The organism is Pontibacter sp. H249 (assembly GCF_037892465.1).
Taxonomy (GTDB): domain Bacteria; phylum Bacteroidota; class Bacteroidia; order Cytophagales; family Hymenobacteraceae; genus Pontibacter.
On sequence record NZ_JBBKTR010000009.1, the window covers coordinates 12322 to 27113 of the forward strand.

Below are 14792 nucleotides of genomic sequence, written 5' to 3' on the forward strand. Positions count from 1 at the left end.
CACCATTTTATGTAGAGCATGATCAAGCATGAAAGCTGTTATATGAGTCTTTACACGAACTTTCAAAGCTTTGGTGAATTATAATTGTATTTGAAATCAATTATACTACAATATGTTTTTGTGCGAATTAAGGATTGGAACTTTACTTTCTCCAATTATAAATTTATATATAAATGCAATATTTTAAAATATCAATCTAGTTTTATTTTAGATTATTTATTTGCTGTAAAATCTATTATCTTTCTTTTGAGGAATAATTATAAAAAATAAATTATAAATCTCGTTTATTGTCTCTTTTTACCCTTCGATTTGCAGTAAAAAAATTAAAATAATATTGTAAATAAATAAGTTGTCCTGTTTTTATTCAAAGTTTGCTTCCATCCTTTTACTAAAATAAAGTAAATTAATTTTTTATATAATGTAACTAATTAAATTATTTATTGTATTAAACAATTAAAACTTTAAAATAGATAGCAATTTTTATTAAAACCTGAAGGCTTAACCTTTAGTGATGTAATGTAATTATTCCGAGAGCTGCAGAGGGGGTGATTATTGGGTAGAACTATTTGACAATGGAATATAAATTAGTTTTGTTTTCTAAAATTATCTAAAACTATAAAATATGAAAAAGATTTATCTGTTTATGTTATTGATACTCTTATGTATCACGGGAAGTTTTGCTACAAACCTTGTAAAGAATCCTGGGTTTGAGCAAAGAAATGATTCTTCATTTTGCCCGGCTGACGAGCTTGCATTGGGGCCCGTTGTGAATGATTATGTGGCAACCTATTGGAAAAGACTACAAAGTGCTGATTATTTTCATACGTGTGCAACCAATGAGAAATACAAGCCTAGTTTTGGAGCGGAACCAGTTCGGGATGGAGGAAATGCATATGCTGGCTTCATTGGGCTTTACTCTACACATTATACTAAGTCGGAGTATCTATACCAACAACTTGACAACCCCTTACAAGCCGGAGTAACATATTACGTGGAGTTTTGGGTGAGTCTGAGGGATGACTCCCGTTACAGCGTACCGTCACTAGGTATGTATTTTGCAGAAACTGAGAACGAAATTACAACTCAATCTATGGGGCTGCACAACTTAAGCCCACAGATTGGTGACAGGAGTTTTACTTCCTATTATGATAACAAAACCGGGTGGACAAAGATTAGTGGTTATTTCACACCACAGTCAGATAACATAAGCTTCTTTGTAATCGGGAACTTTGACCCTACAATTGGGCCTAGCACTGCTCTTAAACAGGAAACTGGAAACGGTTGTACTGATTCCAGCGAAGAATGTTATGCACAGGCCTATTATTTTTTAGATGATGTTGTAATCAAAGCTTGTGATGACTTCCCTGCATCAGTCACATCAATTTCAGGCCCCAGCAGTGACCTTTGTAATTCTTTTGATGAGGCTACATTTACCATTAGTCCTATAGTGGGTGCTGTATCATATGAATGGAGAGTTGTAGGTAGTAATTTGCTTGGCGGGGTACAGACAAGCAACACTTTCAAGTTGACCGGCAGAATGTTAGGCGGCGAGGGGACATATACGCTAAGAGCTAGGGCCTTTAATTTATGTGGTCCAAGCCCGACGTGGTTTGAAGTGAATGTGTATGTAATAAATTGTGGCGGGTGTCGCATTTGTAACTATAGCATGAGCTCTTATCCTAACCCAGCTGATGAGTCAATAGTTATTGAGATGAATGAGGAATACAATAGTAATGCCGTTCATCAAGATAGTGATGTGCCTCCCTACGAAGTTCGGCTTTTAGATAAAGGCCAGGTTGTCGTTAAGCAAATCAAATCAATTAAAAAGAAAGTGGCGCTTGACGTTAGGAGTCTGCCAAGCGGTATTTACTTTCTGCAGGTTACTGATGGGCATAGAATTTTAAGCAAACAGATAAGTATTCAGCATTAGTATTTAATTATTAAGTAGTAAAATCATTCTATAATAGAATAGTCTTAACCTCTAATCTTGCCCTAATGGAATAGATTAAAGGTTAAGACTACCCTTACTTCAAACAATAAATAACCGGAATTAGAAATGTAATTTTCCTGTTAAGATACCAATAGTTGCTCTGAAATATTAAAATCTCCTTTTAAGGAGAGAAATGAGAGAAGGAGCTTATAGGTAAACACTTTGTGTATTCCAGATTCTAAGACGTGTGAATCTGGTATCTGATCAAAAGCCCTTGCAACTCTAGGTTTTTTTTATACTTAAGAGCGGCATGTGGAGTTCGTATGTGTCCTCAGTTGGACTGCGCTCCAGTAAAACAAAGCTGAACAAACTCCCTTTGCCTCTCTGCAAAAAATTAAATCTCTTTGCTGAAAATATTAGTTATTGATTAAATGTGGTGTCTAATGTTAATAGTATTCCAAAAAGAATTTCTATAGTTGAGTATTTGTAATCATTAATAAAAGTAGTAAAAGGAGAGAAAATGAAAACCATAATAAAGGGCGGGGAAACCAAGGAAGCTCGACCCCACCGGACAACCCCACACCTCCTGGAAGCCCTATAGGGCCTGGAAGACCTCCGAGCAGACCAGAGCCGGGTCCAATCAATCCACCAAAGCCACCTGGGGATAGACCTATAGGATAAGGTATGGGTTTGCTACCTTGGTTCGAGGCGGATCCGAATTGGCTTCAGAAGGAATTAGATAGCCTGACAACTCTGGGATTAAAGCTTCACGTTAATGCTGCTTCCAGCCGTCAGGGCATCTTTCAACTTCATCTTACTATCGAGAATAACAACCTAGCTTTTGATCTGGCAGGAAGTACAGGTTCTTAGGAGCTTCAGGTTATATTTTCGGATATTCCGGCCGCGATCTGGGCGGTACAATCTCTGAATAACCAGCAGGCAGAGAAACGCACCAAAAGAATCATAAAAGCTATCAAAGAAGGCCGGCAGGTAGCTTAAAGGCTACAGCGAAAGTTACTAAGCTTGATGAGCAACGGATGAGAATCACAATATGGAATATTGTGCATTGGGTAATGTATTTTAATGTGAGCAAGCACTGGAGCCGTCAACTGATGCTTTCAATTTGTTTGGGTCTCCTATATTATTAGGATCGCTGCACCCGTTTTTAAATTGACGCGCAGATACCTTATTTTTGATGCTCAACATTGATTATACATTCATGTCTGAAAGTCAAAACGTAGAATGGAAAGCCAGTTGGCGCGACGAGTATCTTAAGTGGATCTGCGGGTTTGCCAACGCAAAGGGCGGTAGGATCATCATTGGCAAGGACGACGATGGCCGTGTTGTCGGTGTAGCTGACTTCCGGAGGCTGATGGAAGACATTCCCAACAAGGTACAGAATCACCTAGGCATTATATGCGATGTGAACCTTCATGAGAAGGCGGGGAGGCATTTCATCGAGATTGTCGTGCCGCCCTACGATGTGCCGATCTCTTACCAAGGAAAGTACCACTACCGGAGCGGGAGCACTAAACAAGAGCTCACCGGCGCTTCCCTTAATGACTTCCTGCTGCGCAAGGCCGGCAGAACGTGGGATGATGTGGTGGAGCCAAATGCTACTTTAAAGGCTATCGGGGAGGAGGGCATCGCTGCCTTCAAGCGCGGAGCTGTCAGCAGCAAGCGTTTACCTTCTGTGGCAGATGACAGCTCTGAAGAATTGTTAGAGAACCTGCGGTTAACCAAAGGTGGGGAGTTGAAACGGGCTGCCTTGCTGCTCTTTTCCAAGGATCCCAGGGCTTTTTTCCCGAATGCCTATGTGAAGATCGGCAGGTTTGGTAGTTCTGATGCAGACCTGCTCTACCAGGATGTTGTCGAAGGCAACGCCTTTCAGCTGGCAGACCTTACCCTTGAGGTATTGGAGAAAAAATACTTCACATCCCCAATTTCTTATCAGGGGCTGCAGCGGGTTGAGAGCTCAGAGTATCCTTATGAGGCACTCCGAGAGATCCTGCTCAACGCCATCGTTCACCGGACTTACACCACTGCTCCTGTTCAGATCAGTATCTACAATGACCGTCTTATCGTCTGGAACGAAGGATCACTACCAGACAATCTTTCTGTGGAAGACCTGAAGCGGAAGCACCCTTCGTTGCCTAGGAATCCTGTACTGGCTGATGCTTGCTTTAAGGGCGGCTTGATCGAGGCTTGGGGCAGGGGCACCGTGAAGATCATGGAGGAGTGCCAACGTCTGGGGCTTCCGGAGCCTGACATAACGACCATCGGCGGCGGTGTCTCCGTCACGCTTTTTAAAGATATTTATTCAGAAGAGCAGCTTAAGGGCATGGGGCTGAATGAGCGGCAGGTAGAGGCGCTGCTGCTTTGGAAGAATGATGGGAGGATCCAGAACAGTAAGTACAAAGAAAAATTTAGCATAACAGACCGGACGGCTCTGCGGGATTTAACAGATCTGGTGGATAAAGGTCTTCTTAGCAAAGAAGGAGAGAAAAAATCGACTGTCTATGTCTACAAAGGTCGGAATGTCGGATAAAAGCCATAGATGTCGGATAAATGTCGGATAAACTGGGCAGTAGCTTTAATAGCCTGACTAGCGGCTGCTTTAAAAAAACGAACAAAAAGGGCCGGCGCAACTAATGTGCTGGCCCTTTTTGCAATAGGCAACAAGGGGCTGAAGCCATGCGGTGAAATAAATATTAGCAACATTATATCTAGCAAATATAAAATTATAGTATTTTGCGTCCCTAATGCCACCCAGACCATTGAAAACAAATGACAACCACACCACAGCCCGCATGACCTGCGTCAAGGGCAACCCGCACATCTGCACGTGCTTTAGTTATCCATACACTTTCTATCCAATCATTAACACAAGCGGCGTCAACTCTAACAGCCGCCGTGAACTAATCTAAAATAGATGCATAAACTTTTACTTACCTTTCTTGCCCTCAGCCTGCTTACAATCAGGCCTGCCGCTGCGCAGCTGAAGGTCGTTAACCCTTCCGACCAGGCCGTCTCGCTTGCCATCGGCTATTACCACGAGAAGGGGCTCTTTAAAGGCTGGCACACGCAGGGCTGGATCAACATCGCGCCCCACGACTCTGCCACCCTGCTGCCGGAAGGCATCGCAGGCGGACAGTTCTACTACTTTGGCAGGCTAGCCGGCTGCGATCAGCTCTTCCAGGGGCAGTACGCCCTGCACATTCAGCCGACAGAGGCCTTCTCCATTGCCAACGCGGCAACAGACAGTCCTGTTACCCTAAGCAAGGGCCTGCAGAAAGCAGGCTTTGTCAAGGTGGACGTGCCGGAGGGTAAAAGGCAGCACACGCTGCGCCTGCCGGTGCCCAACTGCACCCAGAACGGCATCAGACATGGCGCCTGGACGCTTTACCTAGACCGTGATAAAGAAGAGGTGAAGCAGGTGCAAGATGCTGCTTTCATCCGAAAGATTACTTATCAGAAGGGAGTACCAAGCGGATTGGTACGCGACTATTATGCCAAGGCAAATGTGCTGCAGTGGGACGGAAAGCTGGTAAGCGAGCGGCCAGACGTGCGGCAGGGCACTTGCATCACCTATAACGAGCAGGGGCAGAAGGTAGAGGAGGCGATCTACAAAGAAGGCCAACTGGCGGGAAGCGTGCGTCGTTGGGGAGATGACGGAAAGGAGATTCTAAGGAAAATGACCTACAGGACCGTGACGGTGCTAGAGCCGCAGGTGGGTTACCTGGTGAGCTACTACAACCCGGGCAACAGCAGGACCCTTATCCCTGTGACGCTCCCGGAGAACACGGTGCGCTGGTACTATGAGTTCACCGCCTACCGCAACAAGGCGGACGTGGAGGCGGTACGGAACACTTTTCAGCTTGCATCAGAGCTCTCTATATTCATTGATCAGACTGGCTTCCTGAAGCTGGCCACGGCTGCCTTGACACCTCCTGTCGGCGGCGACATCTGTAACGTGTACCTGATAGAGGATGAGCTTCAGGCGAAGATCTTCATGCAGAAGCAGTCAAACTTCAAGCGTGTGACCGATGCCTCCCGGACCAGCCTTACATCAGCTGTGGTTCCTGTACAGCATCCGGGCAAGCAGGTGTACCTGGGGCTGCACAACCCGGCCGATGTAGACGGCATTTACTTTGCCATTGAAGTGGTGGCTGTAGTAGAGGAAGAAGAGAAGTTCTAACTGCGTAGTAGAAATAATCTCCTAATTATTCTTATTGTCTGGATTGTCATGAAACCCAAGGTAATCCAGACAATAGATCATGACTCTCAAACGCCAGAGATAGACTGATTAAGCATCTTCTGTGTTAGATAATCTACACGTCTAATGTCTGCTCCTGTAGAATATCTTTAAATATTAGTGTATTAATTATCTGGTGATAAACTGTGAACCTGCTATTTGCGTAATTAAGCTTCTCGCTAAAGTGAGACTTATCTTGTGGCAGGTCTAGCCTTCCTCCATAGTAGACAAACACATCATCTGCATTACTTTCCTCGAGGTAGCTCACAATTGTTGTAGTATCTAAGCTTTTTCTAATATTACAGAATATAAGCAGATCAGACGGTGGAAAAGGTATATAAATGTTAACGGTGGTGCACTCGACATTCTTGAAGCCCATTCGCTTGAGTAAAGTTCTCATAAGCTCAGTTTCATCATCAGATCCACTAACGACCCTTACGAGCTTCTCTTTCTTAACCTTGCTTTCTATTCTATGATTGTTTACCAATTCCATCATTGATTGCGTGTTTTCGAACAGGTATGTCTGAAGTTTTTCCCTTAGGGTCTTTTCAGCAAGCTTTTTCATGCCCCAAAAGAACTGGTAAATTAAGCCTCCTACTCCGAGAGTTAACAAGAGACCGCCAATTATGGCTATCGTGTTTAGGAGCGTAAGCTTGTCGTCAATCTCATTCTTTTTTTCTGTCAGCTGTACATCAATCTCTTGTTGCTTCTCCTGTAGCTTCAGGTGTACTTCTTTCTCCAGGTTATCCACTTTCTTTTGAATTATGTCCTGGTTGTAAGTTTCTAACTGTTGAACGCGGTTCTCAATGGAAGTATTAGGTTCTTTAGCATAGGTAGAAAAACACAATATGGAAATAATCACAGAAAAGGCTAAATTTTTCATTTTATCTTTAATTTAATACCTGAAGTGCCTGAAGCAATATTAGTTGTAAGGTGAAAATTTATATAATTTTTTATTGCCAAATACATAAAAGTTAAGCTGCATCTTTCCTTTGGACCCTGATACGATTAGTAAAAGAGGATTGGCAACAGCCACACTTTCAGCCTCTGCTATTTTCTTCAAAGAAGCAAAATCCTTAGGTGAGAATTGACCGCTGCCATTAGGGTGGGAGTGCCACTCACCCAGATATTCGATCTCTAGATTATGCTCTTTCCCATACTTATGCAGCTTCTGATTAAGCTCATCTGTATCAGGGACAAAAGATGTGGGGGAACTCTTAAATTTGGAAGGTAAAATTACATCAACCACTAATGCCTCCGAAAGATCATCTGAGTAGGAGCCCATCAAAAGTCCTCCATATTCGTTTGGAAAGAAGGAATCAGAATTCGCCAGAATTGTTTCTATAGTGGCTGAAGATACCTTAAGTTTAAGCCCAAGCTTCTGCTGCTTATATTTTATGAAAGACAACTTGCGGATAGATGAATTAGTTTCGGCAGACAGGATAAATGTTTCAGGTTTTTGTCTGTCCAAAGTTGACTTGTTGATATTATCTAGTGCTTTATTAAGCAGCGAGTTAATTTCAGGATAGCTAGCCTCGAATGTAAAGTGCCAACATCCAGTACCAGGCTTAAATGTTGGATAATGGTCTGCTTTAAGCCATTTTAGTAGTCTAGACTTCATCTCAATGAGCCGTGGACTATCCCATGAGGATAAGCACAGTAGTTGCCTTGCCTTATTTGTAGTGGAAAGACTAACGATAGGAGAAATAACACTTCCGTAGGACAGCATTTGAAGCACCTGGTTATCGGCAGTGCAATCGAATATCAAGTCAAACTGGTTCAAGACAGATGCTAAGTTTTGGTAATATCTTCCTTTGGGGCTAGTCGGCTGTATTGCTGCGATTGTCTCTATATCGACGAAGGGAGAAATATCCAGTAAACTCAAACGCAAATTGTGCACTTTGGCCAGATTTGTATGTCTAAAGGTTAATCTACTTCTGCAAACATTGCCAGGTTCAACTGTATCACTATCAGATAAGGTTAGTTTTGTCACGCCTCCTCGCACAAGCAGTTCCGCCAACGAACTGCCAATAGCTCCCGCACCTATTATCAAAATGTTGCTTGATGTCAAAGACTTACTGAGCATTCCACGGCCAAAGAATCTTTGGTAGCTACTGTTAGCCGTCTCATCCCAGAGAAGGGGCCCTACGTGGTTTTTGATATACTTAGGACGACGCTTTAACTCTGTTCTCTTAAAATCTTTGACTGGAACCAACAGAAGATCCCAATGGACTTCTTGCTTATTGTCTAAGGTTGGAATTGCGTAGCCCAAAGTCAAAAGAAAGTACTCTCGTAACCCATCAGGGCCAAGCATATACCTGGCACTCTTTTTACAGAAGTCCAAGAAAAAGTCAGAGAATGACGATGGAAGCAAGTCCTGAAGCTGCTCCCAAGAATCCATCTTCAACCGGTGCCTTACAACCGGCTCCTTTTCCAGAAATACCCAAACGCCCTGATAAAGATCCCCACCTTTGTAAGTTCTAGACCAAGAGGATTCCTTCCCTCCTAACTGTTGAGCCAGCAGAGTGTAAGTTTTGGCTTTTCCGTTAGATACTAGCCTTTGGTTAAGAACCGTATAGGTCATGGTCCCAAACAAATTCTCTTTAAACCTACCTGGTGTTAGATCATTTGCCGTCTCTGAGAAAAGTAGATGAGCTTTACCATGTGTTTTAAAGGCAGGGTATTCATACTCTTGATGGGTTTCATTAAGGTAAAAATCTTCTATCCACTGATACAGCTTATCAACGTCCAAGGAGAGCCTAGTATGCAGGTGGTCTATAAAGGGGGTATTAAGGCAAGCGCTTCCTCCAAGTGTCTCTGTCGCAGTAAGATTTTGATGGCTGTACCCATTAATCGTTCTGCAATAAAAGTGTGCTTCGCCAAAAGGGTAGTCTTCAGGCAGAAGCACTTCAAAGTCTAACGGGCCTTTGGCCGTATCGATACAGATACGGCCGTGGTAAAAAGGCTCTTCATTAAGAAGTTTAAAACTTTGTTCAAGTCGACATCTTTCCAGCCCATCAAAGTAGCTATTATAGAATTCGATGTCACTTTTATGCATAAGATGTAGGGGGTAATTTTGTAGTAGCATCACTTTTCCTCTCATATTGAGAGTTATTACCGCTCTTTTTTTCTTCCTCTTTAGGATATTTAGGGTTGGCCGGGAAGTAGTATTCTATTTTCTTCTCGTCCTTCTCGATCTTCTCTAGCATCTCCTCAATCTCTTCGTGCAGCTCATCTTTTCTCTCTGAAGTTAAGCTATCTGCCACATTATTGTTGCTGTTACCAGGATCCTTAAGCGAGATTGTTTTGATATTGTCCCTTATAAACTCTAAGGACATTTTTAGCCTGGCCCATAGCCCTCTTGGCACATCTTCCGCCTGATCGAAAGCTTCCATGGTCAACAGCTCCACCAGGAAGGATTTTAAGTCATGGTCATGGTTGAACTTCCACACCTTGATTAATTTTATAGTCTCCCTTTCATTAGCCCTTCCACTAATTTTTTCCAGTTGCTTATGAATGTTCGTTTTTTTGGAAGTTGGGTCATCCTCTATGTTCAAATAGAGTTTTATGTCATTTTCATCAGAATTGGAGTCTGAAGCCAACTTACGCCCAGGTGTGACATCAAAAAGCACATCATCCCCATCTACGTTAAACTTCAACCCAACCGATACTTTTTGCTTTCTGACCTTTACTAGGTCATCGTCGGTTTTCTTGTACTCTTTCTTTAGGAACTCATATATTGTATCGTGCATCTCTTTGAGGGTTTTAAACTTCTCTCTTTTGAAATGCACACACAGGTCCAGGTCAAACTTAGTGTTGATAGCTGTAAACTTACTGTAGGACCCGGAATTGATGATCTTTACTATATCACTACCGTACTCTTCACAAAGAGCATCTTTAACTTTGTCTCTTTTTGTTTTATATTTATCCAGGAGGTCTTTCTCCTCTTCTCTGTTAATGTTGTGCGTGTCGAGCACGAACTGAAGGTGGTTGTTCTTGTATGTTGACATGAAATAATTTATAAAGATATTGAAAGATTAAGGATGACTGAGTTTATTTGTTCAGTCATCCTTACATTCTCAAAAGCGTACTAGTGCCGCTTTCTATTTCTTCTTACCGCCCTTGCTTTCTCTTTGAGAAAGAGCGCTTCCCGCAGCTGTCTTGCTTGCCGCACTAGTGCGCCCGTCTCTCAAAACTTTTGATGCAGCAGAAGCAGCTTTTTTGCTTGTTTCTTTACTCATGGCTAAAAGTTTACCTCATCTCAACAAAGCAGGTGAGTTGAATTCCTGCCGAAAGCATTTGCAGATTTAAAAAGATTATTACCTTTGCACTCGGAAAACTGTACGGTAATACTTTTTATGACAACCTTTCGGTATGCTTTACGTACCTACCGATCGAGCTAGTTACGTCAACTTTATCGCCAAAATAGATGGTGGTTTTATATTTGTATAAATATTTATAGTTATTATTAAATATTTAATATACTTAAGTTGCTTAAATACTACTTTGCCTTTTTGTCAGCTTCTGACATATTTTTTCTTTCTCATATCTAGGTAATTTTGGCAGTAGGTGCTGTCAGGGCATCAGAAGCTCCTCCTTAATATAAAGTGAAATTTTAACTTGCTCATGCTACTGTAGGAAGTTAATAGAAAGTTGCACCAGCGCTCGGTTTGGCTGGGAGACATTTGCTTTATGATAGTGTGATTGTAGTATTGCTAATACGCGGTCATTTTTAGTAACAGAGCCTTTTTTTGTTTCAAGGTAGTCTTATAGTATATACTTGAAAACTTAGGTATTTTCTTAAATTTGCCAAACAAGCATTGTTTCAAAATGACTGGTTGTAAAGTAAACTCGTGTATTGCCTCATTTTTATAAGGCTATCTGCTTTTAAACAGGAAATACCATACACTTATGATCCAACTAAATAGAAATGCTTTCACAGCGTTTGGTGTATAAAACAACTATTCTATTGTTGTATACATAGCTAAGTGCTCTTGCTCAAGAGCTAATTTTTTAGTATATTATTGTATGGAAACAGCAGAAAGAAAACGACCAATCCACCTGGGCGACCACGTGCGAAGAATGCGGACCGCATTGGGAGTGAAGCAATCCGCATTGGCCAATGAACTGGGCACCACCCAGCAGAACATTTCGTGAATTGAGCAGGAGGAGGATGTGGACGATACGATGCTGAATAAAATTGCTAGTGCTCTTGATGTAACAGCAGAAGCTATTAAAAATTTTAGCGAAGATGGGGACGTGTTTAACATCCAGCATATGCAGGGACATGCTTCTGCTGGTAGTAGTTTCAATCAGTGTACCTTCAATCCTTTGGATAAATTGATTGAGGTAATGGATGAAAATAAAAAGCTTTACGAGCGCTTACTGGCAAGCGAACGGGAGAAGATCGAAATTCTAATACAGCAGCAGAACTCCTAGCTGTAATAGCTGATAAAGTATAAAAGTAGCCCGTGCTAAGCCACTTTTATACTTTATACAGGAACATACTTAACGCTTACTGCATTTACAGATCAGGACCTTTGGACTCTAGTTGTCTGACTCTTCTTTCTGCCTCCTCCGGGTTAAGGTAATAAACGGAATCTACCCAATGACCAGCATCCGGGTAAGTTTGCCTAATCATTCTGTTCTTAATGTCATTTTCCCGCAACCTACTGTTCTCGCGGTACAGGCTCAGGCACAGGCCTACGGAAATGGCAGCAGCCAACAAGCATACGATGCTCCCGATCACAAATCCCCGTGACCTGTCCTCGAAATGGTGATGGTGCCGGACGGGCAGCACCTTCGGCAGCTTGGTGATGGTATCACGGAAAGAGTCAATCTGGGCGTAAATCTGCAGGGCCTGCACGCCCAGATCGTGCCGCTGGATAAGAGCTTTGAGTTCTTCGAACTGCGCACCGTAGTCATGCGCCTCATCTATTTGTGGCGGGGCTGGTATTTCCCGCTCCTCCAGCTTTTCCAGCCGCTTTCCGTGCAGGGTCAGCACGCGCTCTGCGTCAGCAAGTCTTTCTTCCAGTTCCTCTGTATTCATAAGCGAATTCTCCTTTTCTTTTTGCGTTTCTTTTTAAAGTTGTAGTCATTCAGGTTAGCCGCCTCCGCTGCCTGCCCAGTAGTAGGTGCCAGCAGGCTCTCCAACGGGCCCATAGGGACGTGGCGAGTAAGATTTTTGCCTCCAGAAATACTTCCAGGGGAAGTGTCTGCAGGCGTAAGGCCCTTTTGCCGTTTGGCAGCAATCGAATGCTGCAGCTCTTGCTGCCGGTTCTGCTCCAGCTGTCTGCTGATAGCCCCGTAGCTCAGGCTCCTGTCGATGCCGGAACCCTTGAAGCTGAGCTCTCCTTGGCGGAAGCTCACGCCCTGCACCTGTTCTGTTCCCCGTTTATACTTGTAGTCGATGGTGATGCCTTTGCCGTGAAGCAGATGTTCCAGCTCCGCCCAGCTTTTAGCCTGTGGCATTACCTGCTTGATTGCATCATGTAGTTTATACTTTGCTTTGTCGGCCCCTTTCAGGCACTGGCGATTCACCTGCCCTTTGCCTGGTGCCAGGTAGTAGCCGTGACGCTCAGTCATCTCCCGGCACACCTTGGCGTTGCGCCGGTGCTGGAATTTATCTGTTATTGTTTTCCCCTCGTAGTTGACCCGGTTGTAGACGATGTGCACATGCGGGTGCTCTTTGTCCCTGTGCATTACGATCAGGTGCTGCGTATCCCTGATCTGCATCTTTTCCAGGTACTCCTTTGCCCGCTCCACCATGATTTGCTCACAGAGCTTTGCCTTGTCATGAACGCTCCAGCTCAGGGCGATGTGCCCCACGGCCTTCTCTAGTTCAGGGTTCAACCTACGCTGCAGGTTAAAGTCCGCGACCATCGAGGAGACGGTGTCCGAGCGGATACCGTCCGCATCCAGTACCACGGACTCAGGCTTCTGCACCACATAGCGCACGCAGCCCGAAAAGCTCTTACCGGTCATCACTTTTCCGATCATCTCTGCCCAGTAGGTGAAGCGTGCGGTTGATCTCGTCGAGTGCCTGGCGGCACTTGCCCTGCACCGAAAGCAGGCCCTCGCGGTGGGCCAGCCGGGCCAGCTGGTTGAGGTTGTTGGCCATACCTGAGAGCATGCGCAGCGTGGCCAGCTCCTTAGGGCGGAGACGCGCCGTCACCACCGCTTTTTTGGCCGCCGCCCTAAACCAAGCCGAGAGGCTCAGCCTCGCCTCCCTGGCCTTGCCCGCGACGAGCAGCCTCTCGGTTTCGGTTACCCGCACCACAAGAGTGCAGTTCCGCTTCACCCGTTTGGCGGGGCGGCCGCCCTTCTTTTTACCCTCGCTTTGCCGCTGCATTTGCGCTGTTTCCATGTGCTGTTCTGTTTAGAAGTGGATAAGAAATCCTGCTGCGACCACCGGGAGCGGCTGGGGAGGCCTAGGGCCGGAAGAGGTTTTTGTATGACAAAAACACAAACTTGCTCCCTGCATCTACGAGCGTTCCCCGGCGGCGCTCTCACAGGCTTAGCCGGTGGCGCTTTGCCTGCCGCTGCCCCGCCACCAGGTACGCGTTCACGTCCTTGTGGCCGCGGTAGAGGGCGGAGACGTCCTGGCAATTTAGCTCCGAGCGGAGGAGTCGCTCGGTCACCTTCCGGCCGGGCGGGTCATGGTCCAGGAACAGCAGCACCTGCCTGTGCCGCCCGAGCACCTCCAACCCCTTGCCCAACTGGGTAAGGGAGTTGAGGACCAGAAAGCTGGCGCTTTCCTTCAGGTGAGGCCAGAGCTCCAGGAGGGACAGGAAATCCATGAACCCCTCCAGCAGGCAGACGGTGTTAGTGCCGCGGTCGATGTAAGTGATGTCCTTGGGGGAGGAGGAGCCCTTGAACCAGGCGTTGCGCAGCTCATAGCCGCCCGAACGGTTTTCAAATCCGATGGCGGAATGTTGCCTCGCATTGATGGAGAAATCCACCTCCCGGCAGTAAGGGGCCGCTGTCCGTAGGCTGACGCCGCGCTGGCGCAGGTAAACTGCCATCCGGCTTTTCTCTTCCAGGGGGCTGGAGGCAAGCACCCGGAGGCGATGGGCGTCGCTGTCCTTTTCCGGCTCCTGCTTAGGAGGTAGGTTATTCTCAGCTGAACAGGCGGTAAGGACAGGCGTGGGCGTAGCAAGGAAGGACTGCCTGGAAAGGAGCTGGATGACTTCCCGGATCGTGGCGGTCCGATGCAGGCGCAGGGCCAGGTCGAAGACCTTGCCGCCCTCTCCGGTCCCGTGGTCATACCAGCGGTTGAGGCGCGTGTTGACCTTGAAGGAAGGGGTACGCTCGGCGGTGCGGATTGGGGAGATGTACCACCAGTCCGAGCCCCTTTTGCGCGCAGGCTGAATGCCCTGGCTCGCCAGCAAGTCGGTAATGGAAAGCGCGCTGTTTATCTGCTCGATGTTCATCTTTTGGTTGGCTTAGATTATTTCGAAATCAAGTTGGCCAGGTCCTGTGAAAGGAATCGCTGAAGGATCTTATGCAGTATTGTGGAGGGGTAATGTACCGGAGAACAGGGGAAGCAACGTCCTGGCGGTACCTGTAGCTGTGACCTTTTGCTCCCCCTGCTTTGCAGTATAGTGA

Annotated in this window: 12 protein-coding genes; 4 read left to right on the plus strand and 8 right to left on the minus strand. The window is 45.4% G+C overall.

Going from position 1 to position 14792, the window contains the following annotated elements; translation table 11 throughout:
- Positions 1-622 precede the first annotated feature (622 nt).
- The 3 genes from WG943_RS12190 to WG943_RS12200 all read left to right on the plus strand — a co-directional run bounded on the left by WG943_RS12190 (position 623) and on the right by WG943_RS12200 (position 6128).
- A complete protein-coding gene (locus WG943_RS12190) occupies positions 623-1930 on the plus strand; it encodes a T9SS type A sorting domain-containing protein (RefSeq protein WP_340409326.1) in 1308 nt (435 codons plus the stop codon).
- A 1195-nt stretch (positions 1931-3125) separates the two neighbouring features.
- A complete protein-coding gene (locus tag WG943_RS12195) occupies positions 3126-4478 on the plus strand; it encodes an ATP-binding protein (RefSeq protein ID WP_340409328.1) in 1353 nt (450 codons plus the stop codon).
- 384 nt (positions 4479-4862) lie between these two features.
- Positions 4863-6128: a DUF1036 domain-containing protein gene (locus WG943_RS12200; RefSeq protein ID WP_340409329.1), complete on the plus strand. Its 1266-nt coding sequence runs from the start codon at positions 4863-4865 to the stop codon at positions 6126-6128.
- A gap of 133 nt (positions 6129-6261) precedes the next feature.
- On the opposite strand, the gene WG943_RS12205 is transcribed toward WG943_RS12200, so the two are convergent.
- From WG943_RS12205 to WG943_RS12220, 4 genes are all read right to left on the minus strand, one after another.
- Complete coding sequence (locus WG943_RS12205; RefSeq protein WP_340409330.1) at positions 6262-7068, minus strand: NARF domain-containing protein; 807 nt, start codon at positions 7066-7068, stop codon at positions 6262-6264.
- A gap of 39 nt (positions 7069-7107) precedes the next feature.
- Positions 7108-9243: a ThiF family adenylyltransferase gene (locus WG943_RS12210; RefSeq protein ID WP_340409331.1), complete on the minus strand. Its 2136-nt coding sequence runs from the start codon at positions 9241-9243 to the stop codon at positions 7108-7110.
- Complete coding sequence (locus WG943_RS12215) at positions 9236-10195, minus strand: nucleotidyltransferase domain-containing protein (protein WP_340409333.1); 960 nt, start codon at positions 10193-10195, stop codon at positions 9236-9238. The genes WG943_RS12210 and WG943_RS12215 overlap by 8 nt, the downstream gene beginning before the upstream one ends.
- Before the next feature lie 93 nt (positions 10196-10288).
- On the minus strand, positions 10289-10426 hold the full coding sequence (locus WG943_RS12220; protein WP_340409335.1) for a hypothetical protein: 138 nt from the start codon (positions 10424-10426) through the stop codon (positions 10289-10291).
- A gap of 946 nt (positions 10427-11372) precedes the next feature.
- On the opposite strand from WG943_RS12220, the gene WG943_RS12225 reads away from it, so the two are divergent.
- Positions 11373-11624 carry a hypothetical protein gene (locus tag WG943_RS12225; RefSeq protein WP_340409337.1) on the plus strand — a complete coding sequence of 84 codons (252 nt, stop codon included), beginning with the start codon at positions 11373-11375 and terminating at the stop codon, positions 11622-11624.
- An 85-nt stretch (positions 11625-11709) separates the two neighbouring features.
- Here WG943_RS12225 and WG943_RS12230 read toward each other — a convergent pair whose 3' ends face one another.
- The 4 genes from WG943_RS12230 to WG943_RS12245 form a co-directional block, all read right to left on the minus strand.
- Positions 11710-12234: a hypothetical protein gene (locus WG943_RS12230; RefSeq protein ID WP_340409339.1), complete on the minus strand. Its 525-nt coding sequence runs from the start codon at positions 12232-12234 to the stop codon at positions 11710-11712.
- On the minus strand, positions 12231-13184 hold the full coding sequence (locus tag WG943_RS12235) for a relaxase/mobilization nuclease domain-containing protein (protein WP_340409340.1): 954 nt from the start codon (positions 13182-13184) through the stop codon (positions 12231-12233). Before WG943_RS12235 ends, WG943_RS12230 begins: the two co-directional genes overlap by 4 nt.
- A complete protein-coding gene (locus tag WG943_RS12240; protein WP_340409342.1) occupies positions 13159-13551 on the minus strand; it encodes a plasmid mobilization protein in 393 nt (130 codons plus the stop codon). The genes WG943_RS12235 and WG943_RS12240 overlap by 26 nt, the downstream gene beginning before the upstream one ends.
- A 142-nt stretch (positions 13552-13693) precedes the next feature.
- A complete protein-coding gene (locus tag WG943_RS12245; protein ID WP_340409344.1) occupies positions 13694-14617 on the minus strand; it encodes a toprim domain-containing protein in 924 nt (307 codons plus the stop codon).
- Positions 14618-14792 lie beyond the last annotated feature (175 nt).

What these genes read in the sequence shown, in the direction of transcription:
- WG943_RS12245 (WP_340409344.1), bottom strand. Translation starts at nt 14,617, where the DNA reads ATGAACATCGAGCAGATAAACAGCGCGCTTTCCATTACCGACTTGCTG.
- WG943_RS12225 (WP_340409337.1), top strand. Translation starts at nt 11,373, where the DNA reads ATGCTGAATAAAATTGCTAGTGCTCTTGATGTAACAGCAGAAGCTATT.
- WG943_RS12210 (WP_340409331.1), bottom strand. Translation starts at nt 9,243, where the DNA reads ATGCATAAAAGTGACATCGAATTCTATAATAGCTACTTTGATGGGCTG.
- WG943_RS12200 (WP_340409329.1), top strand. Translation starts at nt 4,863, where the DNA reads ATGCATAAACTTTTACTTACCTTTCTTGCCCTCAGCCTGCTTACAATC.
- WG943_RS12190 (WP_340409326.1), top strand. Translation starts at nt 623, where the DNA reads ATGAAAAAGATTTATCTGTTTATGTTATTGATACTCTTATGTATCACG.
- WG943_RS12195 (WP_340409328.1), top strand. Translation starts at nt 3,126, where the DNA reads ATGCTCAACATTGATTATACATTCATGTCTGAAAGTCAAAACGTAGAA.
- WG943_RS12240 (WP_340409342.1), bottom strand. Translation starts at nt 13,551, where the DNA reads ATGGAAACAGCGCAAATGCAGCGGCAAAGCGAGGGTAAAAAGAAGGGC.
- WG943_RS12215 (WP_340409333.1), bottom strand. Translation starts at nt 10,195, where the DNA reads ATGTCAACATACAAGAACAACCACCTTCAGTTCGTGCTCGACACGCAC.
- WG943_RS12220 (WP_340409335.1), bottom strand. Translation starts at nt 10,426, where the DNA reads ATGAGTAAAGAAACAAGCAAAAAAGCTGCTTCTGCTGCATCAAAAGTT.
- WG943_RS12235 (WP_340409340.1), bottom strand. Translation starts at nt 13,184, where the DNA reads ATGATCGGAAAAGTGATGACCGGTAAGAGCTTTTCGGGCTGCGTGCGC.
- WG943_RS12205 (WP_340409330.1), bottom strand. Translation starts at nt 7,068, where the DNA reads ATGAAAAATTTAGCCTTTTCTGTGATTATTTCCATATTGTGTTTTTCT.
- WG943_RS12230 (WP_340409339.1), bottom strand. Translation starts at nt 12,234, where the DNA reads ATGAATACAGAGGAACTGGAAGAAAGACTTGCTGACGCAGAGCGCGTG.